The following is a 25340-nucleotide window of genomic DNA, read 5'->3' on the forward strand; positions in this document are numbered from 1 at the left end:
AAACGACAATGAAACTGACCCGACGCATTCTGATGGGCGCTGCCGCCGGCAGCTTCCTGCTCTCAGGCACCGCCGCCATGGCCCAGCAGACTGATTTGACCTTCTGGAGCTGGCGCCAGGAAGACCGCGCTTTCTACCAGGACACCATCAAGAAGTTTCAGGAGAAGAACCCCGGCATCACGGTCAAGTTCGAGACCTATGCGCCTGAGAACTACCAGACGATCCTCTCCACGGCGCTCGCCGCCGGACGCGGCCCGGATGTGATCCAGGTGCGCGCTTACGGCAACCTGGAGACCATCGCGACCCCAGGCTACCTGCTCGCCCTCGACCAGCAGAACATGCCGGAACTGGCGAACTTCCCTGAAGCAGCGCTTGCTGCCGAGACCCTGCGCTCCGACGGCAAGGTCTATGCCGTTCCCTTCGCCATGCAGGCGCAGCTCGTCGTCTACAACAAGAAGATCTTCACGGATAACGGCTTGAACCCGCCGAAGACCTGGGATGAGCTGATGACGCTTGCCCAGGCCCTGAAAGCCAAGAACATCACGCCGTTCGCCAACGGCACGGCCACCGCCTGGCAGAACGAGACCATCGTCGGCGGGTTGCTCTCGTCAATGCTCGGCAAGCAGTTCGAGGCCGACATCGTCTCCGGCAAGGCGAACTTCACCGATCCGCGCTTCGTCGGCGCGCTCACCAAGCTGAAGGACGTCAGTCAGTACTTCTCGCCGAACTTCACCGGCGTGGACTACCCGTCCTCGCAGCAGTTCTTCGTGGCGGGCCGCGCGGCCATGTTCGCGGGCGGCTCCTATGAGGTGGCGAACTTCAAGAACCAGAACCCGACCCTCGACCTTGGTGTGTTCCCGGCTCCCGTGTCGAAGGCGGGCGACCAGGCGCTGATCGCCACCTATTACGATGGCGGCTATGCGGTGAACGCCAAGACCGAGAAGAAGGACGCTGCACTCAAGTTCGTGCGCTATCTCGCTACGCCCGAATACGGCACCGCCTTCACCAACGCCCTGAAGAACCTGTCGCCGATCAAGGGCATCAAGATCGAGGACGGGATCACGCAGGAAGTAGCGAAGCTTGCTGAAAACTCCATGTCGTACCTGATGCTCGTGCGCTTCCGCTATCAGGAGCCGAGCGGTTCGGTGCTGCTGCAGTCGAACGTGCAGAAGATGCTCGCCGGCCAGCAGACCCCCGAGCAGGCCGCGGCCGAAATCAACAAGGGCATCGCGACCTACTACAAGCCCTTCCAGAAGTAAGCCTGTGATACAGGGGCGGCGGGCTCTCAAGCTCGCCGCCTTTTTCGAAAGCTGTCGATGTCCATGCTCGTCTCGCGCAAACAGGCTCCGTCGCTGAAGCGGCAATTATGGGTGGCGTTTCTCGTCATTCCGCCCATCGTCTTCATGTCGCTGTTCGTGGTCTACCCGATCCTGTCGGCCTTCGCCTATGCCTTCTATGACTGGCAGGGGCTTGCGCGCGGCGAGTTCGTGGGCTTGAAGAATTTCAAGGAAGTGCTGTTCGGCGCCACCATGGCGCCCGTGGTGTGGAACGCTTTCCTGCACAACGTCTATGCGCTGGTCGCCCTGATGATCATCCAGAACGGCGGCGGGTTCGTCCTCGCATGGCTGCTCTACAAGGAGCCCTTCGGCTTCCGCTTCCACCGGATTGCCGTGTTCGTCCCAGTGGTGCTCTCAACCATCATCGTGGGCTTCCTCTGGAAGCTTTTTCTCAACCCGAACTTCGGCATCATCAATCAGGCTCTCTATTCACTAGGCCTGGATTCTTTAGCCAAGCCATGGCTTGGCGATTCCTCGACGGCCCTGGGTGCGCTGATCCTCGCCAATGCCTGGCATTTCGTCGGTTTCCCCACTCTCGTTTATCTCGCCGGCATGCAGCGCATTCCGCCTGAGATCATCGAGGCGGCGCGGCTCGACGGCACCAGCGAGTGGCAGCTGTTGAAGAACATCGTGTGGCCCCTGGTGGCGCCGAGCACGACCATCCTCTTCACGCTGCTCTTCATCGGCGCATTCAACTGGTTCGAGATCCCTTATGTGATGGTGGGCCTCGACGGCTCGCCCTTCGGCACCACGGACGTGCTGGGCCTCGTCTTCTACCGCACGGCCTTCGGCAACCAGAGCGCCAGCATCCAGAACTTCGGCCTGGGCTCGGCGCTCGCCACGCTCCTGTTCCTCTTCATCGTCGTCTTCGCGTCCATGCTGACCCTGTGGCTGCGCCGTCGGGAGATCCAGTTTTGACCGCCATCGCGTCCGATACCCGCGCCTCGCGCCAGCCGATCTCCTTCGCGCTGCTCGCGCAGGTCATCCTGATCGCCAACTCCTTCATCATGCTCTATCCGGTCGTGGTGATGGTGCTCTCCGCCTTCAAGACCACGGGCGAGATCTTCGAGCATCCCTTCGCGCTGCCTGACTTCACGCAGGTCGGGAACTTCGCCAAGGTGCTCGGCGAAACCGCGATGCCGACTTACTTTATGAATTCCATTCTGGTGACGGGCACGTCGGTCCTGCTGATTCTTGTGCTCGGCACCATGGCGGGCTACGCGGTGGCGCGCTACGAGTCGCGCACCAACACCTTCATCCTGCTGTTCTTCCTGGCCGGCCTCATGCTGCCTCTGAAGCTCGCGGTCATTCCGCTCTTCATCCTGCTGCGCGATCTCGGCCTTCTCGACAGCCGCTGGAGCCTCATCGTCACCTACACGGCCATCGGCCTGCCGTCTGCCGTGTTCATCATGGCGGGCTTCCTGCGCACGCTGCCGTCGGAGCTTGAGGATGCCGCCCGCATCGACGGCGCGTCCGAGCCGCGCATCATGTGGTCGGTGATGCTGCCGCTGGCGCGCCCGCCCATGGCGATTGCCGCGATCCAGAACGCCGTGCCGATCTGGAACGACTTCTTCTTCCCGCTTGTCTTCATCCAGACCGATGCGCGGAAAACCCTGCCGCAGGGGCTCACCACCTTCATGGGCGAATACACCACCGATTGGGGCATGCTGTTTGCCGGCCTCACCATCGCGGCGGCGCCCATCACGCTCCTCTACATCGCCCTGTCACGCCAGTTCATCCAGGGTATGACGGCAGGCGCGGTGAAGTAGCATGCTGATCTCGAAGGGTGCGCTCGTCGTCTCCTGTCAGGCCCGCGCCGACAATCCGCTGCACGGGCCGGTCTACATGTCCGCCATGGCGCAAGCAGCGGAAGCAGGCGGCGCCAGGGGCATCCGCGCCAATGGCGCCAACGACATCGCGGCCATCCGCGCCGTGACAAGGCTCCCGATCATCGGCATTGCGAAGGTCTGGGGCGACCGCTTCCCGGTCTACATCACGCCGGGCTTCACGCAGGCTGCCGAGATCGCCGGGGCCGGTGCCGACATCATCGGCCTCGATGCCACGCCACGCCCGCGCGATGGCGAACCGGTTGAGCGCCTGATCGGGCGTATCCGGTTGGAGCTTGGCCGGGAGGTCTTTGCCGATATCGCCACGCTGGAAGAGGGACGCGCGGCCCATGCGGCCGGTGCCACCTATGTGGCGACCACGCTCTCCGGCTACACGGAGGAGACAGCCTCCCGTAAGGCAAGCGGTCCCGATCTGGATCTCCTGTCGGCGCTGGTGGCCGAGCTGCCTGTCCCTATCGTGGCGGAAGGGCGCTTCGACACGCCGGAACTCGTTGCAGAGGCTTTCAGGCGCGGCGCTCACGCCGTTGTGGTGGGCACCGCCATCACGAATCCACGCGAGATCACGAAGAAGTTTGTTCAGGCCATAGCCTGAGGCGCCATCGGGGTAAGCTTGTAACGGAAACGTGAGAGCGCCTCTGGCGTTCTCAGGTGTACCCGTTCACAATGGGTTCCAACCGAGGTGATGCCGTGCTGATCCGCCGCCCTTCCGATATCCTGCCCTCCGAGATCACGCCTCGGGAGGTCTATTTCAACCGCCGCCAATGGATGGCCGGTGCCGCCGGGCTTGCGCTCGCGGCAACGCTGCCAAGAGGCTTGGAGGCGGCCCCGCTGTCGGCGGCCAAGAGCCCGTTCTCGACGGACGAGAAGCTGACGAGTCGCGAAGACGTCACCAGCTATAACAACTTCTATGAGTTCGGTACCGGCAAGGATGACCCGGTCGCCAAGGCCAAGTCGCTCAAGACGTTGCCCTGGACCGTCAAGATCGACGGCATGGTGGGCAAGCCTGCCGAGTTCGCCATCGAGGACTTGATCAAGTCCTCGGCTCTGGAGGAGCGCATCTATCGCATGCGCTGCGTCGAGGGCTGGTCCATGGTCATTCCCTGGGTCGGCTTTCCGCTGGCGGATATCATCAAGCGCGTGGAGCCCTTGGGCAGCGCGAAATACGTGGCCTTCGAGACGGCCTATCGCCCCGAAGAGATGCCGGGGATGGATTCCCTCTTCCCGGTGCTTGAGTGGCCCTATGTGGAGGGGCTGCGGCTGGACGAGGCCATGAACCCGCTCACCATCCTGTCGGTCGGGCTCTACGGCGAGACCCTGCCGAACCAGAACGGCGCACCGATCCGCCTCGTGGTGCCGTGGAAATACGGCTTCAAGGGCATCAAGTCGATCACCCGCATCAGCTTCGTCGATAAGCAGCCGGCAACCGCCTGGAACAAGCAGGCGCCCAGCGAATACGGCTTCTATGCCAACGTGAACCCGAGCGTGGATCATCCCCGCTGGAGCCAGGCGACCGAGCGGCGCATCGGTGAGGGCGGGCTGTTCGTGAAGCGCCGCCCGACATTGATGTTCAACGGCTATGCCGAGCAGGTGGCGAGCCTCTATACGGGCATGGACCTGCGGAAGCTCTACTGATGGCCGGAAGAGCCTCTGCGCCCGGCGCAGCCAAGGGCTTCGCCCTGCCGCAGGTGCCGAAGATCCTCGTCTACATCGTCGGCTTCATTCCGGCCGTGTGGCTGTTCTATGCCGGCATCACCGATCAGCTCGGCGCCGATCCCATGCGTTACCTGGAGCAGGCGCTCGGCCTCTGGGCGTTGCGCTTCCTCATCGCGACACTTGCGATCACGCCGCTGCGGCAACTCTTCAACCTCAACCTGCTGCGCTATCGCCGGGCCATCGGGCTGCTGGCGTTCTATTATGCCGCCCTGCACCTCATCACCTATCTGGTGCTCGACCAGGGGCTCGACATGGCGGCCATCGTGGCCGACATCGTCAAGCGGCCCTACATCACCATCGGCATGGCGACCTTCGTCATCCTCGTGCCGCTCGCCGTGACCTCCAACAATGCCGCCATCCGGCGCATGGGCGGGCAGGCCTGGGCCAGGCTGCACCGCCTCGTCTATGTGGCGGCCGTCGGCGCGGTGCTGCACTTCATCCTTGTCGTGAAGTCCTGGCCGACCGAGCCTCTGGTCTATGCGGCTATCGTGGCCGTGCTCCTAGGCTACCGGCTGGTCCGCTCCCAGGTGAAGAAAGGTTCTCCTCGGCGGCGCCCCGCTTGAAGAGCCAGCCTACTCGGCTAGGATGCGCTGGATAACAGCAGGGCTTATCCTTTGAACGGCAGGATCATCCATCCCATGGGCTTCAGCGTCCGTGCACTCGCGCAGGTTTTCCTGGGGGCGCTTGTGTGGGCGAGTCTTGCCTTGTCGGGTGGAGCTTCGGCCCAGACCCGGGACGTGGTGGTCTTCGCGGCCGCAAGCCTGAAGAACGCGCTCGATGAGGCTGGCGCCGCCTGGATGCGCGACACGGGCAAGCGGGTCGTCATGTCCTACGCGGCGAGCAATGCCTTGGCCAAGCAGATCGAAGCGGGAGCCCCGGCCGATCTCTTCTTCTCCGCCGATCTCGACTGGATGGATTACGCGGCCACCAAGGGGCTCATCAAGACGGAAAGCCGCGTCAGCCTCCTCGGCAATTCCCTCGTGCTCATTGCGCCGAAGGGTTCTGCGGTGCAGGCCGAGCTCAAGCCCGGTCTCGATCTTGCTGCAGTCCTCGGCAGCAATCGTCTGGCCATGGGCCATGTGAACGCAGTGCCTGCCGGCAAATACGGCAAGGCAGCGCTCGAGCATCTCGGCATATGGACAGGCGTGAAGGACCGGACCGCCCAGACAGAGAACGTGCGCACCGCGCTCCTGCTCGTCTCCCGCGGCGAGGCGCCGCTGGGTATTGTGTACAAGACCGATGCCGCATCCGACCCGAACGTGACCATCGTGGCGACGTTCCCGGAAGGCAGCCATTCGCCGATCTTCTATCCGGTGGCATTGACGAAAGACTCGAGCAATCCCGACGCCGCAGCGTTTCTGAGCTTCCTGCGCTCGGACAAGGCCGAGCCCTTCTTCGAGAAGCAGGGCTTCACCGTCTTGAACAAGGCGGGCTCGGGTTCCTGATGGAGGGGCTTTCTCCGGAAGAGTGGACGGCCGTCCGCCTCAGCCTGAAGGTCGCCTTCGTGGCGATGGCGGCAAGCCTCATCCCTGGCATCGCCATCGCGTTCCTGCTGGAGCGCGGGCGCTTCTGGGGACGGCAGGCGCTCGACGTGCTCGTGCATCTGCCGCTGGTTTTGCCGCCCGTCGTGGTCGGCTGGTTTCTGCTCATCGGCTTCGGGCGGCGCGGTCCTATTGGGGCTTTCCTGGCAGAGCATTTCGGCATCGTGTTCTCATTTCGCTGGACGGGCGCGGCGCTCGCATGCGCGATCATGGGCTTTCCATTGCTGGTGCGCGCCATCCGCCTCTCCATCGCGTCCGTCGACCGCAGGCTCGAAGATGCGGCCGGTACTCTTGGTGCGCATCCCGTCTGGGTGTTCGGCGTGGTGACGCTGCCGCTGATCCTGCCCGGCATCATCGCCGGGATGGTGTTGTCCTTTGCAAAAGCCATGGGGGAGTTCGGCGCGACGATCACCTTCGTGTCCAGCATCCCCGGCGAGACGCAGACCATCCCTTCCGCGATCTATGCCTACACCCAGGTCCCGGGAGGCGGGAGTGGTGCGATGCGGCTGACGCTCGTGTCCATTGTCATCTCCATCGCTGCGCTCTGGCTCTCGGAATGGCTCGCGCGCCGTGTCCGGCAACGGGTTCAAGCTTGATGATCCTCGATGTCGACATCCGTCACAGGCAAGGCGGCTTTGCGCTCGAGGCACGTTTCCAATCGGATGGAAGGCTCACCGCGCTCTTCGGCCCATCAGGCTCCGGCAAGACGACCATCGTGAATGCCGTCGGTGGTCTCGTGCGGCCCGATCATGCTCGCATCGCCGTGCAGGGGCGGGTGCTCGTCGATACGAAGACGAGCATCGTCGTGCCCAAGCACTGGCGTCGCATCGGCTATGTGTTCCAGGAGGGACGGCTTTTCCCGCATCTCAACGTGCGCCACAACCTGCTCTTCGGCCGCTGGTTCACGCCGAAGATCGAGCGGAAGGCGAGCTTCGAGCATGTCGTGGATCTTCTCGGCATCGGCCATCTGCTCGACCGCCGTCCGTCGACCCTCTCCGGCGGCGAGAAGCAGCGTGTGGCCATCGGCCGTGCGCTGCTCGCCGATCCGCAGCTCCTGCTGATGGATGAGCCGCTCGCTTCCCTCGACGATGCGCGCAAGGCCGAGATCTATCCTTATCTCGAGCGCCTGCGTGACGAGAGCGGCGTTCCCATCGTTCTCGTCAGCCATTCCGTCGCCGAGATCGCACGACTGGCGACCTCTGTCGTGGTTCTCTCCGAGGGGCGGGTCGTCACATCTGGGCCAGCCACCGAAGTCCTGCGGCACACAAGCTTCTTTGCGCAGGGCGGTCTCACGGAAGCCGGCGCCCTGATCGAAGCACAGGTGTCGAAGCATGATGAGGCCTATGATCTCACCGTGCTGCAGGCGAGAGCTGGCGCCTTGAGTGTCCCGCGCCTTCCCCATCCCATCGGCACGAGCCTGCGCGTGCGCCTTCGCGCCCGCGACATCATGCTCTCGCTGAAGGCGCCCGAAGGCCTTAGCGCCCTGAACGTGCTTCCGGGATTGATTTCCTCCATCGATGTTGGCGAGGGAGCGAGCGTGGATGTGCAACTTGATTGCGGCGGAGATCCTGTAGTGGCCCGCGTGACTCGCAAGTCCGTGGAGGAGCTTGGCCTGAAGCCCGGCCTTGCCGTTCACGCCATCATCAAGAGCATTGCCTTCGACCCGGAGGCCCTTGGCGTCGCGGGACAGGATAATATCTGAGATCCAGCCCAGTGAGGTTGCACGAGCGGCAAGGCCGTGTAGCCTCTCCAATCATCTTTTCAGTCCTGAGAGACGAACATCATGAACGAACAAGTCCGAAATTTGCCTAACGCCGCCTCCCATGCCCAGCTTCTCGACCGCATGGCCGAGGTCGCCGTCCGGGTTGGGCTTGGGCTGAAGCCGGGGCAGGAACTGGTTCTGACGGCGCCGCTCGATGCCGTGGCGCTCGTCCGGCGCATCACGGAGCATGCCTACAGGGCCGGCGCCTCCCTCGTTACTACGATCTTTTCCGACGAGGAGAGCACCTTGTCGCGCTTCCGGCATGGTCGGGACGAGGGTTTCGACACGGCTCCGGCTTGGCTCTACGAGGGCATGGCGGAGGCCTATAAAAAGAATGCCGCCCGGCTTGCCATCGTGGGTGAGGATCCGTCGCTTCTCGCCCAGGAGAATCCGGACAAGGTCTCCCGTGCCAACCGGGCCCGCTCGAAGGCCTACATGCCGGCGCTCAACATGATCGCGGGCTTCGACATCAACTGGACCATCGTGGCTGCCGCAACGCTGGCCTGGGCCAAGACCGTGTTCCCGGAAGACTCGGACGAGGTGGCGCTGGCCAAGCTATGGCAGGCGATCTTCTCGGCGTCCCGCATCGACACGCCCGATCCCATCGCGTCTTGGGAGAAGCACAATGCGGCCCTGCAGACTCGCACGCGGATGCTGAACGAGAAGAACTATGCGGCGCTCCATTTCCGTGGCCCCGGCACCGACCTGCGCGTCGGTCTCGCAGACGGCCACGAGTGGAACGGCGGCTCGACGACGGCAAAGAACGGTCTCGTGTGCAACGCCAACATCCCCACCGAGGAGGTCTTCACCACGCCCCACAAGGACCGCGTGGACGGGACGGTGACGAGCACCAAGCCGCTCTCCTACAACGGCACCCTGATTCAGGACATTCAGGTGCGGTTCGCGGGCGGGCGCATCGTCGAGAGCAAGGCGCGCACCGGCGAGGCCGTGCTGAACAAGGTGCTCGACACTGATGAGGGCGCCCGTCGCCTCGGCGAGGTGGCCCTGGTGCCCTATTCCTCGCCGATCTCGCAGAGCGGACTGCTCTTTTTCAACACCCTGTTCGACGAGAATGCATCGAGCCACATCGCCCTGGGACAGGCCTACAGCAAGTGCATCCGGGGCGGCGGCGCCATGAGCGAGGACGAGCTGACATCCCGCGGCTCTAACAAGAGCCTTATCCATATCGACTGGATGATCGGCTCCGATCAGGTGGACGTGGATGGTATCACACAGGACGACAGGGCCGAGCCGCTCATGCGCGGCGGCGAATGGGTGACTTCGTAACAAAAGACTCGCGCTTTTCGCCGCGCTGGATCTATGATCCAGGCGATTGCCTGACCTGACGCAAACGGTGCTTGACGTATCGGCATCGCGGCTGGGATGGATTACAGGTATCAAAGAGGTTCCGGTCCGATCGATTGTCGGGCCGGTGCTGTCTCAAGAGCGTGGATGGATGTCGGACACAGCCAATCGTCAATCTGAAGCTCTCCTGTCGGTCCGCTCCCTCTCGGTGGAGTTCGGCACGGGGCAGGGGCCTTTCAAAGCCGTCAAGGAAGTCAGCTTCGATGTGCAGCCAGGCAAGACCCTGGCGGTCGTCGGCGAATCGGGGTCGGGCAAGTCCGTCACTTCGCTCGCGATCATGCGCCTGACGGATTACACGGGCGGGCGCATCACGGGCGGGCAGGTGCTGTTCCGCCCTGACGGCGGCGAGGCCATCGATCTCGTCAAGGCCTCAGACACCAGTCTCCGGGAGATCCGCGGCAACGACATCGCGATGATTTTCCAGGAGCCGATGACATCGCTCAATCCGGTTTTCACTGTCGGCAACCAGATCGCCGAAACCCTGATCCTGCATCAGGGCCTGAACGGGCGCGAGGCGCGGCTGCGGGCCAGAGACCTGCTGCAGAAGGTGCGCCTGCCGGATGCGGACAGGCTGCTCGACCGCTATCCGCACCAGCTCTCCGGCGGCATGCGCCAGCGCGTGATGATCGCCATGGCGCTGGCGTGCAACCCCAAGCTCCTCATCGCCGACGAACCGACAACGGCTTTGGATGTCACGATCCAGGCGCAGATCCTCAACATCATCCGCGACCTGCAAGCCGAGATGGGCACGGCCGTCATCTTCATTACGCACGATATGGGCGTGGTGGCCGAGATGGCCGATGACGTGGTAGTGATGTGGAAGGGCGAGAAGGTGGAGCAAGCGCCGGTGCGCGATATCTTCGCCGCGCCGCAGCACCCCTACACCCGCGCGCTGCTCTCCGCCGTGCCACGCTTAGGTGCCCTCAAGGGCCAACCGCTGCCGAAACGCACGCCTGTGATGGTGATGGACGGCGATGTGGCCAAGCCCGTCGGCGGCACGCATGAGCAGAACACGGCCGATTACACGAAGCCCATTCTCCAGGTGGAGAAGCTCACCACGCGCTTCGATGTAGGTAAAACATTCTTTGGCCGCGTGACGCACCGGGTGCATGCGGTGGAAGAAGTGAACTTCGACATCTATCCCGGCGAGACGCTGGCACTGGTGGGCGAATCCGGCAGCGGCAAGTCCACCATCGGACGCACTTTGCAGCAGCTCGTCGAACCCACGGGCGGCACGGTGCGCTTCGACGGGCGCGACATGGCTGCGATGAGCCAAGGCGAGCGTCGCCGCCTGCGGCAGGAAATCCAGTACATCTTCCAGGATCCCTTCGCCTCCCTCGATCCGCGCCATACGGTGGGCTACAGCATCGCCGAGCCCATCATCGTTCACGGGCTGATCAAGGATTCCAGGGCGCGCGAGCGGCGCGTGCAGGAATTGCTCGAGCAGGTCGGGCTTCTGCCGCAGCATGCCAAACGCTATCCGCATGAATTCTCCGGCGGCCAGCGCCAGCGCATCTCCATTGCGCGGGCGCTCGCCAGCAATCCTAAGCTCATCATCGCGGACGAGTCCGTGTCCGCTCTCGACGTGTCGATCCAGGCGCAGATCATCAATCTGCTCATGGAGCTGCAGGAGAAGCGGCGGCTGTCCTATCTGTTCATCACCCACGACATGGCCATAGTGGAAAAGATCAGCCACCGCGTCGCCGTGATGTATCTCGGCCAGATCGTCGAACTCGGGTCGCGGCAGGCGATCTTCGAGAACCCGCAGCATTCCTATACCCGCAAGCTGCTTGCAGCGGTCCCTATCGCCGATCCGCAGCGCGAGCGTGCGAGCGTGCGGATCGAGGGCGAGATCCCGAGCCCCGTGCGCCCGGTCGGGCAGGAGCCCGCCATCCATCGCATGCGCGAGGTCGGGCCGGGACATTGGGTTGCCATCGAGGCGGATTCGCTTCGTGGTGCAGCGTAAGAAAAATTTTCCAGAGGGAGACAATACAAGATGAAGTTTTCGACAACACTGAAAGCGCTCGGTTTCACCGTCGCCACGGCTCTGGTGCCGCTTATGGCACCCGGTGCGCAGGCGGCGGGCACCATCACGGTTGCAACGACGATCGATCCGGGCAGCTGGGACCCGATCGACAGCTTCCTCGTGCCGTGGTCGTCGGCCGCCAACAACATCTATGATGGTCTGACTTCGCGCGGCCCGGACATGAAGCTCCAGCCGGCCCTGGCGACATCCTGGGAGTTCCTCGACAACAACAGCCGCATCCGCTTCAAGCTGCGCCAGAACGTGAAGTTCCACAACGGCGAACCCTTCAACGCCGAGGCCGTGAAGTTCACCTTCGACCGCCTGCTGGGCGAGGAAGGCAAGAAGGGGCCGCAGCAGTCGAACTACAACTCCATCTCCAAGGTGGAGATCGTTGACCCCTATACCGTCGACTTCATCATGAAGCAGCCCGACCCCGTGCTGCTGACCAAGCTCGCCGGCTACGGCGGCATGATCGTGCCGCCGAAATACATCCAGGAGAAGGGCGACGCCCATTTCAACATGAACCCGGTCGGCACCGGCCCGTTCAAGTTCGTGGAATACACCCCGAAGGTGAACCTGGTGCTTGAGGCGTTCCCCGAGCATTGGGGTGGCGCGCCGAAGCTGGACAAGGTCGTGACCCGCTTCATTCCTGAAGCCAACACGCAAGTTGCCGAGCTCCAGGCCGGCCGCATCGACATCGCGACGCTCATTCCCTTCGGCCTTGCACCGACGGTGGAGAAGAGTCCTAACGCCACTCTGGTCAGCATCACGGGCCCGACGGTCGTGTCCCTGCGCCTCAATACCAAGGAGGGCATCACCAAGGACGTGAACGTCCGCAAGGCCCTCACCATGGCAGTGGACCGGGAGGCGATCATCAAGGCGGTGCTGCTCGGCCATGGCAAGTCGATTGCGAGCTTCCAGTCCGAGCTTTCGTTCGGCAACGACCCGGCCATGAAGCCGCTGCCCTTCGATCTTGCCAAGGCGAAGCAGATGCTGCAGCAGGCGAATGTCCCGGCCGGCGCTCCGGTCCGCATCGACTTCCGCGGCAATGACGCCACCTTCCGTGAGGTCGCACAGGCAGCAGCCGGCTACTTCCAGGCGTTGGGCCTCAAGCCTTCGCTCCAGCCGCACGAGCCTCCGGTTTTGCTCAACGACATCATCCCCAACGGCAAGACCGGCGAAGCCTGGCACAATGCCTGGGGCGGTTGGACCTTCGACTACGACAACACCGCTTACCTGATGTATCACTCGGGCGAGAAGTGGAACCCGTACGACAACGATCCCAAGCTCAATGCCTTGCTCGAGAAGCAGCGCACCATCTATGACGTCAAGGAGCGCGAGAAGATCCTCCAGGAGGTCGCGCGCTATGTGGCCGATCAGGCGCTTGAGATCCCGCTCTACAACCAGAACACCGTGATGGGCGTGAACAAGCGGGTGAAGAACTTCGTTCCGCCGGCGGACCTGCGCTTCCGCTTCAACGCTGTGACGGTCGAGTAAGCGCGAGCCCTCGTCACCATCGAACAGGCCCTGCGAAAGCAGGGCCTGTTCCAGTAAAGAAGGAATCCCTGTGGCGGGCTTTATTTTCAAACGATTGCTGCAAGCTATTTTCGTGGTTCTCGCCGTTACCCTGATCGTCTCCTTCGCGATCAGATTGTCGGGCGATCCTGCCGTCATGATGGTCGGCGCCGGCAGCGTCACCGAACAGGACCTGCAGAACATCCGGCAGGCGTTGGGCCTCGAGCGGCCGTTCTTCGTCCAGTATTTCAGCTTTCTTCAAGGCATCCTGACGGGCGATTTCGGCAGGAGCTTCATGGGCGGCACGCCTGTCTCCATGCTTATCGCTCGCGCGCTGCCCGCAACGCTCCTGCTGGCCTTCGCCTCGCTGATTACGTCCATCCTCCTGTCCGTCCCGCTCGGCATCTACGCCGCAGTGCATCGCGGCCGCTGGCAGGATCAGATGATCCGCATCCTGTCGCTGGTCGGCCTGTCGTTTCCGAATTTCTGGCTCGCCATCATGCTGGTGCTCCTGTTCTCCATCGTCCTCGGAATTCTGCCGCCGAGCGGCATGGAGGGGCCCGAGAGCTTCGTCATGCCGGCGCTGACCATGGCGGTCATTCTCACCGCCACCAACGTGCGCCTCGTGCGCACATCGATGCTGGAGACGCTGTCGCAGCAATACATCATGGTGGCGCGCTCCAAGGGCCTGCGCGACCGCGTGGTGCTCTACAAGCACGCCCTGCGCAACTCGGCCATTCCGCTCGTCACCTATATCGGCCTGCAGTTCGGCGGCCTCATCGGCGGCATCGTGATCGTGGAGAGGGTGTTCAACTGGCCCGGCATGGGTACGCTCGCGTTCGACGCCATCTCCAACCGCGATTACCCGGTGCTCCAGGGCACCATCACGGTGCTGGCGCTCTTCATCATTCTCATCAACCTTCTGATCGATATAGCCTACGGGCTGATCGATCCGCGCATTCGGACGGAGTGAAGCCTATGGCAACGGCTCAGGCTGTCTCCTCGTCGCGCTCGTGGTTCAAGTCGCTCGAGCTTGTCCTCGGCATCCTCTTCGCAGGCGGCATCTCCCTGGTCGTGCTGCTCTCTCCCGTGCTGTTTCCGGATGGAGGCGAGGGCATGGATCTCATGGCGAGGCTCATTCCGCCCTTCCAGAGCTGGGGGCATATCCTCGGCACCGACCCGCTTGGCCGCGATGTGCTGGCTCGCGTCGCTGTGGGCGGCAAGATCTCCCTCATGGTCGGCGTTCTTTCTGTGCTCGGCGCCGTCACCATCGGCACTCTCGTCGGCCTGGTGGCGGGTTATTATCGCGGCATCGCCGAGATGCTCCTGATGCGCTTCGTCGACATTCAGCTCGCGCTGCCCTTCATCCTCGTCGCGATCATGTTCCTGGCCATCCTGGGTGCGGGCATCGACAAGGTCATCCTTGTGATGATCGCCACCCAATGGGTGCAATATGCCCGCCTCGTGCGTGGCTCCGTGCTGTCGCTGCGGGAGCGGGAGTTCATTCTTTCTGCCCGTGCCATCGGGGTCGGCAACGGGCGCATCATCTTTACGCACATCCTGCCCAACGTGCTCGGCCCCATCATCATCCTGATGACCCTGCAGGTGGCCAACAACATCCTGCTCGAAAGCAGCCTGACCTTCCTCGGCCTCGGTGTTGATCCACTCATTCCGAGTTGGGGCGGCATGCTGGCCGACGGGCGCACCTATCTCCAGACCGCCTGGTGGGTCAGCGTGTTTCCCGGGCTTGCCATCATGTTCACCGTGCTCGGCCTGAACCTTCTCGGCGACTGGCTGCGCGATTTTCTCGACCCGACAGGACAGACCTCGAAATGACGATTTTGCTCGACGAACGGGTTCCGCGCACTCTCGACGTTCTCGTGCGCGAATGGGCGAGGGACGACTATCGCGGCGTGATCATTGAGGCCTGGCTGTTCGAGGACGAGGCGGCGCGGCGCGATGCCGAGCGCATGTTGGCCGATGTTGGAATTCACGCCCGCCTGCGCAGCGCCTACAAGCCGCTCGTGCATGCCTTCCTGGAAGAGTTCGACATGGCGGGCACCATCCGGGCGATTGTGCGCTATCCCGTGCACGAAAAGGCCGACCGTCTGCGCTTCCTCTCCGAGGCCTATCCTCTGGCTGCCCTGTTGGAGGGCATCGAGACCCGCTTTGAGCTCGGCGAAGCCGATCTGACCTACCAGATCACGCTCGAATATGCCGATGGGAGCGTCGCGGAGCATGAGGTCTTCGCGCCCAACCGCCTGCGCGCCAACCATCTCGATCAGGTCGACCTCACCCCGACCGGCTGGCTGAAGCTGACAGGGCGTGCCGATGGAGGTCCCGACCTGGATGAGCCGCTTGAGACTGAGATCGAGCAGGTTTTTCACAAGGTGATGGCGGCTGTCATGGCTCACGACTGGCCAGAGGCTGAGCCCTATGCCGAAACGCTTGCCATCGATGTCGCCATGCCCGGCATTGAGCGCCCGCTCGATTACGGCGATGAGGTTATGAGCACCCGCGAGGCGCTGCACGAGGATTTCTATTTCTCGATCCTCGAGTTTTTCAAGCACCGCTCGGGCCGCCCACCTGAAGATCGGGGCCTGCAGCCGGGCCAGATCGTGCCGGACATCCGCGCAGGCGAAGGCGATGCGGAGGTTCGCGTGACGCTGCGCGCCTTCGGCACGCCGTCCGATCCGGTCCAGCCGGAGCAGGATATCGAATTGGCGGAAGCCGCACCGTCCCTTGCTCAGATCCACCGCGAGCTGGCGGAGCTTCCGGGAGAAACCTTCGAGGGTGTCTCCCGCGAGGGGCGCCCGGTGCGCGGCACCTATCGTCCCGGCTCACGCCCGGCCGTTCTCGTCACGAGCGGGCAGCACGCCAACGAGACCTCGGCCCCTGTCGGAACTTTGCGGGCGGTGCGCCGGCTTCTCGCCAACCCGGAGGCGAACATCGCCTACATCCCGGTCGAGAACCCGGACGGCTATGCGCTGCATGGCCGCCTCTGCGAGGGCAGCCCACGCCACATGCATCACGCCGCGCGCTACACATCGCTCGGCAACGATCTGGAACATGGAGGCAGCGAACCTCTTTATGAGATCGGCGCCCGCAACCAGGCCTTGGCCCTTTCGGGCGCGCAGTTGCACCTCAATCTTCATGGTTATCCTGCTCATGAATGGACCAGGCCATTCACCGGCTATCTGCCGCGTGGCTTCGAGCTCTGGACTATCCCGAAAGGCTTCTTCCTGATCATGAGGCACCATCCTGCCTGGGCCGAGACGGCCAGAACCCTGATTGAGGCTGTCACCACGGGTCTGTCGGCCGTTCCCGGCCTAGCCGAGTTCAACCGCCGCCAGATCGAGATCTGCTCGATCCATTCCGGCGGCACACCTTATGAGATCATCAACGAGATCCCTTGCCTGATCACGGCCGACGAAAGGCACCCGAGTCCGCTGACACTGATTACGGAATTCCCGGACGAGACGATCTACGGCGAGGCCTATCGCTTCGCGCACACGGTGCAGATGGCGACTGTCATTGCTGCCGAAGAGGCTTTCGATACGCTGATGAGTGCTGTTGCTTAAGGCTTCATCGCTGCCTGCCTGAAGGTCACTGTCAACGGATCAGACGCCCGGATGATTACATAGAGAGACGATTATTCACCTGTCCTTGTTCTCAGGATTAAAGTCTTATTAATAGTTCAAAATAATAAAGCGTGGCGGATTAATCCTCACGTCCTGGCTCTGCTTGCTCCCTTCTTCGTTATATTGTAATGAAACGGTATATCGCAGAATAAGCGAATTTTGTGAGTCATAGGGGCAGACGATATGGCCAAGCTTTTTGATTTTCAGGCGGAGAGCCTTCCGTCTTGGTGGGACGGCAATTACAGAAACCAAAGCGCCAATCTCGACCTCATTGCCGGTGATGGTGCTTCCCAGGTCGTGATCGTGCCGACTGTTTATATGGATTCACTGACCTCCACCCGCGTCTATCGCGACAATGGTGATGCTGGCGGTCATAATACCGATAGTGCTCCGCGGACCGAGAGCGATGCCTCCATCAGAGTTGCGATCAAAGCGGCGCAGGACCGTGGCCTGGAGGTGATCTTCAAGCTGCATGTGAACATGCAGAACGATGATTGGAATGCCCTCATCGGACCGCCCGCAGGATCTACGCCGGCTCAGGCCAAGGTATGGGCCGACGCATGGTTCGCTTCGTACAAGGAAGCCGTGCTGCACTATGCCAGGCTTGCGAAGGCGGAAGGCGTCACTGCCTTCGCCATCGGCAATGAATGCGAGAGCATGACGCAGCCTCAATACACCGCGTATTGGCGGGACATCATCACTTCCGTCCGCAACGAGGTAGGCTCTGACATCAAGCTCACCTACGCGGCAACTTGGACGGAAGCGCTTCACGTCGAGTTCTGGGATCAGCTCGATTACATGGGAGCCAATCCTTACATCGCCTTCACGAGCAACAATGCGAATCCGACCGTGCAGCAACTTGTCGATGGCTGGACCAAGCCGTCTCAAGTCTCCAGCACGAGCACGCCCATCATCAATAAATTCGGACAGAACATGTCCGCGATGGATGCCTTGAAGCAGGTCGCCCAGCAGTTCGGCAAGAAGCTGATCTTCACGGAAACCGGCTTCCGCAGCATGAACCTCAACAACACCTCGCCGTGGGAATGGGGAGAGGACAATTTCATCGACGAGCCCGAACAGCTGAACATGTTCAAGGCTTTCTACAAGATCATCACCGATCGCGCCGATGAAGGCTGGATGGGCGGCTACTGGCTCTGGAACTACGATGCCAATCAGCCAAACCCAGCTCCTGACGTCGGCTATGGAACCGACGGCAAGCTCTCCGATGCCATCGTGGAGCAGTACTTCAAGAATCCGCAATCGGTCGCCGGTCTCAAGCTCGATGGCACGACTGCGGCTGACAGACTCGCGGGCGGGTTCAACCATGACACCATCGCAGGCGGTGCCGGAGCCGACACCCTGACGGGCGGCCAAGGCGGAGACTTCTTCGTCTATACCAGCGGCGACGGTGCCGACACCATCACCGACTTCCGGTCTGCACAAGGCGACAAGATCCGCCTGATCAATGCGGGGGCGGCCGGGTTCGACGACCTCCAGATCGTGCAAACCAATGGCGGCTATATCGTCCGATTCCCGGATGGCGGCAGCCTGACGATCCTGACGACAGACGCTCCGAACGCGAACTGGTTCACCTTCACGGCTGAATCCGGCCCCTCGATCAAGCCGACGGCTGGTGACGACACCATCACCGGGACCAGCAAAGCGAACGTCATCAATGCCCTGGCAGGCGACGATACCGTCCTCGGCCTTGGCGGCAGTGATCGGCTGAGCGGCGGTCTCGGCAACGACACGGTCGATGGCGGCACGGGCAATGACGTTGTCTACGGCAATGCCGGAGACGACTACCTCGAAGGCGGCAGCGGAGCCGATCGGATCTATGGCGGCGATAACAGCGACATCGTCTCTGGAGGCGCTGATAACGACCACCTCCGGGGCGAGAACGGCGACGACATGCTTAATGGTGATGCCGGCACCGACCTCCTGCGCGGCGGCGCCGGCTATGATGTCGCCAACGGCGGCACAGGCCATGACAAGCTCTATGGCGAAGCCGACAACGACCAGCTCAGCGGCGGAGAGGGTAACGACCTCGTCAATGGCGGTAGCGGGGACGACAACGTTGAGGGCAATGAGGGTGACGACAAGCTCTACGGCGGTGACGGCAAAGACGTTGTTGAGGGCTGGTTCGGTAACGACCAGATGTGGGGCGGAGCCGGCGATGACGTCCTGATCCCGGGTGGCGGGACAGACAAGCTCTGGGGCGGTAAAGGTTGGGATAAGTTTGTCGTCGGCGACGGCATGGGCAAGGACGTCATCTACGACTTCAAGCTCAAGCAAGGCGATCAGCTGATCATTCAAGGCAACATGAACGGAACCGGCATCGGCAGCGGCAACACCGATGCAGAGGTCATGCAGATCTTCAGGAAACTGGTGAAGCAGGTTGGCAGCAACACCGTCATTGATTTCGGCAGCGGCGATGTCTTGACCCTGAAGAATTTTAAAGCCTCCACCCTGCAACGCGACGACATTTGGTTCTGGTAAGAGCCTAAAATTTTTAAGTGAAGACGGCCGGAGAGAAGATCTCCGGCCGTCTTCATTTCAGGCGACAGTCAATCCCATCGCCTGGAACAAGCCGAGTCCTGCTGTCGTTCTCTGGCGGAGCCGGACAATCTGCCCGGCCTTGCAGGAGATGCAGCCATGGCCCGGTTGTCCTGGAAGCGGAACGAGAACGAAGCCTCGGTCAAGGAGGCTATCGATCTCGTGCGTGAGCATGGGGAGCCTCTGCCAGCGATTGCAGATGAAGAGGCTTTCGGCGCCATGTTCGACCGCTTTGCCGATGCCAAGGTTGTGCTCTTAGGCGAGGCCACGCACGGCACATCAGAATTCTACCGCGCCCGCGCTGCCATCACGAAGCGCCTGATCGAGCATCACGGCTTTTCTATCGTGGCCGTCGAGGCCGACTGGCCCGATGCGGCGCGCATTGACGCTTATGTGCGCCATCGCCCTGTTCCCGACGGCGACGACGCGGCCTTCGAGCGCTTCCCCACCTGGATGTGGCGCAACGAGGAGGTGGCCGATTTCGTCAACTGGATGCGCGAGCACAACAAGGACTTGGCCGAGGATGAGCGGGCTGAGTTTCGCGGGCTCGACGTCTACAGCCTGAATGGGTCCATCCGCTCCGTTCTCGACTATCTCGACAAGGTCGATCCAGAGGCCGCGAAGGATGCGAGGGGGCGCTACGGCTGCCTGAGCCCCTGGCAATCGGATCCGGCCCGCTATGGCCGTGCGGTTCTCACAGGTCAGAAGAAGCCCTGCGACGAGGTCTTGCTGAATCAGTTGCAGGAGATACTGGACAAGCGGATGGAGTATCTCCAGGCGGATGGCGGCGAAGCCTTCTTCGACGCGGTGCAGAATGCCAAGATCGTCCATGCGGCCGAGCACTATTATCGGATCATGTACGAGGGCGCGACGGAGTCCTGGAACCTGCGCGACCGGCACATGTTCGAGACCCTGCAAAGCCTGCTCGCGCGGCGCGACAATGCAAAGGCCGTTGTGTGGGCGCACAACTCCCATATCGGCAACGCCGCCGCCACGGCCATGGGCTGGCAGGGCGAGTTCAACATCGGCGAGCTCTGCCGCAAGACCTATCGTGATGAGGCCGTGCTCATCGGCTTTGGCACGGATCGCGGCACCGTGGCAGCCGCCGATGATTGGGACGAGCCGATGCAGGTGAAGAGCGTCCGCCCAGCCCGGCCGGACAGCCATGAGCGGATCTTCCGCGATACGGCCTTAAGCTGCTTCCTCACCGACTGGCGCGAGAACGGCCAAGCCGCCCTCACCGAGGTTCTCTCCCGGCCGCGCCTGGAGCGGGCCGTCGGCGTGATCTACCGGCCGGAGACGGAGCTCTACAGCCACTATTTCGAGGCGGTCCTCGCCGAGCAGTTCGACGCCTTCGTCTGGTTGGAGGAGACCAAGGCCGTCACGCCGCTGACCCATGCCCACGGCAAGGGCATGCCGGAGACCTACCCGTTCGGTTTGTAACCAAAATACGTCATCCCGCGTGGCAAGGCCGATCCGGGATCGGGGGCAGGATGAGGTGCCATTTTCGGCCTACGATCCCGGCTCCGCGCTGCGGCCCCGGGATGACCATCTCCGAAGGCGACACTCCCGCGCCTTGCCCCGGTCGTCCGCCCCTGCTAACTGACGGCCAACTCCATTCACATCTCGATCAAGCAGGGCTTTTTTAAGTGTCCCGTCAATTCATCTACCACATGCGTGGCCTCACCAAGATCTATTCGGGCGGCAAGAAGGTTTTGGACAACGTCCATCTCTCATTCTACCCGGACGCCAAGATCGGCGTGCTCGGCGTCAACGGCGCCGGTAAGTCGACGCTTTTGCGCATCATGGCCGGCACCGATACGGACTGGAACGGCGAAGGCTGGGTGGCCGATGGCGCCCGCGTCGGCTACCTGCCCCAGGAGCCCCAGCTCGATCCGTCGAAGAACGTGCGCGAGAACGTCATGGAGGGCGTGGCCGCCAAGAAGGCGATCCTCGACCGCTACAACGAGCTCGCCATGAACTATTCCGAGGAGACGGCGGACGAGATGACCCGTCTCCAGGACGAGATCGAGGCTAAGGGCCTGTGGGATCTCGACTCCCAGGTCGACCAGGCCATGGACGCCCTGCGTTGCCCGCCGGACGATTGGTCCGTGGACAAGCTCTCGGGCGGCGAGCGCCGCCGCGTGGCCCTGTGCAAGCTGCTCCTGGAGCAACCCGAACTGCTGCTGCTCGACGAGCCCACCAACCATCTGGACGCCGAGACCACCGGCTGGCTTGAGGGCCACCTGCGCAGCTATCCCGGCGCGATCCTGATCGTCACCCACGACCGCTACTTCCTCGACAACGTCACCGGCTGGATCCTCGAGCTCGACCGTGGCAAGGGCATACCGTACGAGGGCAATTACTCGTCCTGGCTGACGCAGAAGCAGAAGCGCCTCGAGCAGGAGGGGCGTGAGGACGAGGCTCACAAGCGCACCATCGAGCGCGAGCGCGAGTGGGTGTCGGCCTCGCCCAAGGCCCGCCAGGCCAAGTCGAAGGCGCGTATCCAGCGCTATGATGATCTCGTGGCCAAGGCCAACGAGAAGGGCCCGACGACTGCACAGATCATCATTCCCATCGCCGAGCGCCTGGGCAATAACGTCATCGAGTTCGACAATCTCAAGAAGGCCTTTGATGACAAGCTTCTGATCGACGGCCTGTCCTTCAAGCTGCCGCCGGGCGGCATCGTCGGGGTCATCGGCCCGAACGGCGCCGGTAAGACGACCCTGTTCCGCATGATCACCGGCCAGGAGCAGCCGGACGAGGGCGGCATCAAGATCGGCGAGAGCGTGAAGCTCGGCTACGTCGACCAGAGCCGCGACTCGCTCGATGCCAACAAGACCCTCTACGAGGAAATCTCCGGCGGCAACGAGATCCTCTATCTCGGCAAGCGCGAGATCAACGCCCGCGCCTATTGCGGCGCGTTCAACTTCAAGGGCTCCGACCAGCAGAAGAAGGTCGGTGTGCTCTCGGGCGGCGAGCGCAACCGCGTGCACCTCGCCAAGATCCTGAAGTCGGGCTCGAATGTGCTCCTCCTCGACGAGCCGACCAACGACCTCGATGTCGATACCCTGCGCGCGCTGGAAGAGGCTCTGGAGGATTACGCGGGCTGCGCCGTGATCATCTCGCACGACCGCTGGTTCCTCGACCGCATCGCCACCCACATCCTGGCCTTCGAGGGCGACAGCCATGTGGAATGGTTCGAGGGCAACTTCGCCGATTACGAGGAGGACAAGAAGCGCCGCCTCGGCACGGACTCCACGATCCCGCACCGGATCAAGTACAAGAAGTTCTCGCGGTAGTTTCCGTGGGGACTACCCTCATCACAGGCATGGGACGCGGGATCGGGCGGGAGCTCGCCCGCGTTCTCTTGCATCGTGGCGAGCGGGTAATCGGAACGGTTCGCCATGAAGGCAGCGTCTCGGCCGAGTGGGCCGATTTCCTGGCAGGCGGACAGCTCAGAATGCTCTTCCTGGACGTGCGGGACGAGGCCTCGATCCGAAAGGCCGCGACACAGGTCGAGGAACCTGTCGATGTTCTCGTCAACAATGCAGGCATCATCGGCCCGCAGCCGCAATCAACCCTCGACATGGATTTCGATGGGTTTCTCGAAACCCTGAACGTGAACACCCTCGGCCCTCTGCGCGTTGCCCAGGCCTTCCTGCCTCACCTGAGGCGCGCGAAAGCCGCCAAGATCGTCACCATCAGCAGCCGCATGGGCTCGATGTCCCACGCCAAGTCCGACCGCATCGCCTATCGCGCGTCCAAGGCTGCCGTGAACAAGGTGATGCAGGGGCTCGCGACGGATCTGCGCTCCGAAGGGATCGTTGCGGTGTCTGTGCATCCCGGATGGGTGCAAACGGATATGGGTGGCGCTGGCGCCGACATCTCCGTGCAGGACAGCGCTGCCGGTCTGGTCGCGCTCATCGACAGGGTTGCGCTTGAGGACAGCGGCGGCTTCTTCGACTGGCAGGGAGACCGGCTTCCGTTCTGAAGCCGGTCCCAATGCAGATCATTAGATCTTCAGGATCGTTTTGGCCTCATCGAGGAGCCTCTCCGACTCGGGATGGTTGCCGGCCTTGTGGGCTTCCTCCCCTCTCTGGCGCAGGCTCATGACCCTTTGCCGATCAGCCGCCGAGAGCTGCGCCGTCTGCATGGCCTTATCGATGGCAGCCATGTCCATCGGACACCGGCGGGCGAAGGCTGGTGCAGCTGTGGCCAGGCTGAAGGCGAGAACGAGACTAACTGTGCGAAGCATTGTATGCCTTCCTTTTCCGCGAGAGCACCCGGCTCTGTGCAGAAGACATCAAGAGTTTTGCCCCCAAGGCTCAATTCTACGCCAGTATCCCGAATGAGGGAACTTCACCTGATGGATAGCTCCTGGGCAGTGCGTAGCCGTGAGCGCCGTGTACGGCGCGGAAAGCCGGTTGATGCGCGGATGCAGTCCATGTCTCGCGGCAACTGTGATCCGGCGTGCTTTTTGAAAGGGAGTTGGGTTCTTCGACGAAACAGTGTATGACCCTTGAGGCACGAGATAGAAGAAAGAAGACGTTCCGTGCCAGTCGACAACATTTCCAGCTTCGAATCCGTTGCCACGCCTGAAGAAGCCGTCGAGCGACTTATCCAGCTCCATGACAGCGCCATCGAGGCGCAACGCCATGCGCTGGAGCATTTCTTCGCCACCGGCACGGCCCCCACGCCCCTCGAACGTTCCCGCTTCCGCTATCCGGAACTGCGCCTGGACTACCGGGCTGCCTCGGTGCCGCCGATCAAGCAGCGCGCCTATGCCAAGTTCCAGGGGCCGGGGGTCTATGCCACGACCATCACCCAGCCCACATTCTACCGGAACTACCTGCTGGAGCAGCTGAATTTCCTCGTGCGCGATTACGGCGCCACCATCGAGGTCGGGGTCAGTGACCAGGAGATCCCCTATCCTTACGTGTTCGAGCGGGGCGACGAGTTGGGCCGGGGCGCGCATTCCGCCTCCGAGCTTGCCCAGCATTTCCCGACACCGCTTCTGGCCAAGGTCGGTGACGAGATTGCCGACGGCACCTGGAATTTCCATGAGAACGAGGCGCGGCCGCTGGCGTTGTTCGATGCGGCCCGGGTGGATTATTCCCTGCGCCGTCTGGTGCACTACACCGGCAGCGACTGGCGCTGCGTCCAGCCCTGGATCCTGCTCACCAACTATCATCGCTATGTGGACCAGTTCATCCGCTGGGCCGTGAAGGAGCTCGCCGACGAGAATGGGCCCTATACGCGGCTCGTCCTGCCGGGCGGCGTCAGCATCGAGCGGGGATTGGACGAGACGACCGTCGAGGATCTGATCGGCTCCTCGCCCTGGCACCGCTTCCAGATGCCGGCCTACCACCTCATGCGCAAGGACGGGCAGGGCGTCAGCCTGGTCAATATCGGCGTCGGTCCGTCGAACGCGAAGAACATCACGGATCATTTGGCCGTGCTGCGTCCCCATTGCTGGCTCATGGTCGGCCATTGCGGCGGCCTGCGCCAGTCGCAATCCATCGGCGACTACGTGCTGGCCCACGGCTATCTCCGGCGCGACCACATCCTCGACGGCGCGGTGCCGCCGGAAATCCCGATCCCGGCGCTCGCCGAGATCCAGGTCGCCCTGCAGGAGGCGGCCGTCCAGGTGACGGGCGAGAAGGGCGAGGAACTGAAGCGGCGCCTGCGCACCGGCACGGTCGTGACCTATGACGACCGGAACTGGGAGCTGCGCTGGAGCCAGGAGCGGCGCCAGATCAACCTGTCCCGCGCCATCGCGGTCGATATGGAGAGCGGCACCATCGCGGCCCAGGGCTATCGTCTGCGCGTGCCCTACGGAACCCTGCTCTGCGTGTCGGACAAGCCTCTGCACGGGGAGATCAAGCTGCCGGGCGCGGCCAACGCCTTCTATGAGCGCGCCGTGAGCGAGCATCTCATGATCGGCTTGGCGGCCCTCGACATTCTCAGGGGGCAGCGCACCTCCCTCCATTCGCGCAAGCTCCGCAGCTTCGACGAGCCGCCGTTCCGGTAAGCT

The 25340-nt window shown here is 62.7% G+C and carries 21 protein-coding genes; 20 read left to right on the plus strand and 1 reads right to left on the minus strand.

The genetic code is table 11. From position 1 onward, the window contains the following. Window positions 1–8 precede the first annotated feature (8 nt). The 19 genes from VB618_RS12350 (at window position 9) to VB618_RS12440 (ending at window position 23297) form a co-directional block, all read left to right on the plus strand. The gene (locus tag VB618_RS12350; protein ID WP_329796964.1) at window positions 9–1259 is read left to right on the plus strand and encodes an extracellular solute-binding protein; all 1251 of its coding nucleotides are present in this window, start codon (window positions 9–11) and stop codon (window positions 1257–1259) included. Between the two features lie 57 nt (window positions 1260–1316). Beyond that, window positions 1317–2255, plus strand: coding sequence for a carbohydrate ABC transporter permease (locus VB618_RS12355; RefSeq protein WP_329796965.1), 939 nt, complete (start codon window positions 1317–1319; stop codon window positions 2253–2255). Next, entirely contained in the window at window positions 2252–3106 is an 855-nt protein-coding gene (locus VB618_RS12360) for a carbohydrate ABC transporter permease (protein ID WP_329796966.1), read from the plus strand. The genes VB618_RS12355 and VB618_RS12360 overlap by 4 nt, the downstream gene beginning before the upstream one ends. Window position 3107: 1 nt before the next feature. Next, window positions 3108–3776, plus strand: a complete 669-nt coding sequence (locus VB618_RS12365) for an N-acetylmannosamine-6-phosphate 2-epimerase (protein WP_329796967.1) — start codon at window positions 3108–3110, stop codon at window positions 3774–3776. 71 nt (window positions 3777–3847) lie between these two features. Further along, on the plus strand, window positions 3848–4816 hold the full coding sequence (gene msrP, locus VB618_RS12370; protein ID WP_329796968.1) for a protein-methionine-sulfoxide reductase catalytic subunit MsrP: 969 nt from the start codon (window positions 3848–3850) through the stop codon (window positions 4814–4816). After that, a complete protein-coding gene (gene msrQ / locus VB618_RS12375) occupies window positions 4816–5460 on the plus strand; it encodes a protein-methionine-sulfoxide reductase heme-binding subunit MsrQ (RefSeq protein WP_329796969.1) in 645 nt (214 codons plus the stop codon). The genes msrP and msrQ overlap by 1 nt, the downstream gene beginning before the upstream one ends. A 75-nt stretch (window positions 5461–5535) precedes the next feature. Continuing rightward, entirely contained in the window at window positions 5536–6342 is an 807-nt protein-coding gene (modA, locus tag VB618_RS12380) for a molybdate ABC transporter substrate-binding protein (protein ID WP_329796970.1), read from the plus strand. Further along, complete coding sequence (gene modB, locus VB618_RS12385; protein ID WP_329796971.1) at window positions 6342–7034, plus strand: molybdate ABC transporter permease subunit; 693 nt, start codon at window positions 6342–6344, stop codon at window positions 7032–7034. Before modA ends, modB begins: the two co-directional genes overlap by 1 nt. After that, entirely contained in the window at window positions 7034–8140 is a 1107-nt protein-coding gene (gene modC, locus VB618_RS12390; RefSeq protein ID WP_329797204.1) for a molybdenum ABC transporter ATP-binding protein, read from the plus strand. The genes modB and modC overlap by 1 nt, the downstream gene beginning before the upstream one ends. A gap of 81 nt (window positions 8141–8221) precedes the next feature. Then, window positions 8222–9487, plus strand: coding sequence for an aminopeptidase (locus tag VB618_RS12395; protein ID WP_329796973.1), 1266 nt, complete (start codon window positions 8222–8224; stop codon window positions 9485–9487). A gap of 169 nt (window positions 9488–9656) precedes the next feature. Next, window positions 9657–11531, plus strand: coding sequence for an ABC transporter ATP-binding protein (locus tag VB618_RS12400; protein WP_329796974.1), 1875 nt, complete (start codon window positions 9657–9659; stop codon window positions 11529–11531). A gap of 30 nt (window positions 11532–11561) precedes the next feature. Further along, window positions 11562–13088 (plus strand): ABC transporter substrate-binding protein, encoded by a 1527-nt coding sequence (locus tag VB618_RS12405; protein WP_442931765.1) that lies wholly within the window; start codon window positions 11562–11564, stop codon window positions 13086–13088. Window positions 13089–13158: 70 nt separating this feature from the next. Beyond that, complete coding sequence (locus tag VB618_RS12410) at window positions 13159–14079, plus strand: ABC transporter permease (protein WP_329796975.1); 921 nt, start codon at window positions 13159–13161, stop codon at window positions 14077–14079. 5 nt (window positions 14080–14084) lie between these two features. After that, window positions 14085–14942, plus strand: coding sequence for an ABC transporter permease (locus VB618_RS12415; RefSeq protein WP_329796976.1), 858 nt, complete (start codon window positions 14085–14087; stop codon window positions 14940–14942). Next, window positions 14939–16687, plus strand: a complete 1749-nt coding sequence (locus VB618_RS12420; RefSeq protein ID WP_329796977.1) for a M14 family zinc carboxypeptidase — start codon at window positions 14939–14941, stop codon at window positions 16685–16687. Before VB618_RS12415 ends, VB618_RS12420 begins: the two co-directional genes overlap by 4 nt. Before the next feature lie 243 nt (window positions 16688–16930). Then, window positions 16931–19246 carry a glycoside hydrolase family 113 gene (locus VB618_RS12425; protein WP_329796978.1) on the plus strand — a complete coding sequence of 772 codons (2316 nt, stop codon included), beginning with the start codon at window positions 16931–16933 and terminating at the stop codon, window positions 19244–19246. Window positions 19247–19402: 156 nt separating this feature from the next. Next, complete coding sequence (locus VB618_RS12430) at window positions 19403–20746, plus strand: erythromycin esterase family protein (protein ID WP_329796979.1); 1344 nt, start codon at window positions 19403–19405, stop codon at window positions 20744–20746. A gap of 206 nt (window positions 20747–20952) precedes the next feature. Next, entirely contained in the window at window positions 20953–22605 is a 1653-nt protein-coding gene (ettA, locus tag VB618_RS12435) for an energy-dependent translational throttle protein EttA (protein ID WP_329796980.1), read from the plus strand. Window positions 22606–22610: 5 nt separating this feature from the next. Continuing rightward, window positions 22611–23297, plus strand: a complete 687-nt coding sequence (locus VB618_RS12440; RefSeq protein ID WP_329796981.1) for an SDR family oxidoreductase — start codon at window positions 22611–22613, stop codon at window positions 23295–23297. A 21-nt stretch (window positions 23298–23318) separates the two neighbouring features. Here VB618_RS12440 and VB618_RS12445 read toward each other — a convergent pair whose 3' ends face one another. Further along, on the minus strand, window positions 23319–23561 hold the full coding sequence (locus VB618_RS12445; RefSeq protein WP_329796983.1) for a hypothetical protein: 243 nt from the start codon (window positions 23559–23561) through the stop codon (window positions 23319–23321). A gap of 297 nt (window positions 23562–23858) precedes the next feature. Here VB618_RS12445 and VB618_RS12450 point away from each other — a divergent pair, with 297 nt between their 5' ends. After that, window positions 23859–25337: an AMP nucleosidase gene (locus VB618_RS12450; RefSeq protein WP_329796984.1), complete on the plus strand. Its 1479-nt coding sequence runs from the start codon at window positions 23859–23861 to the stop codon at window positions 25335–25337. Window positions 25338–25340: the final 3 nt, after the last annotated feature.

The sequence above is a fragment of the Microvirga sp. CF3062 genome, assembly GCF_036314045.1.
Lineage (GTDB): Bacteria > Pseudomonadota > Alphaproteobacteria > Rhizobiales > Beijerinckiaceae > Microvirga.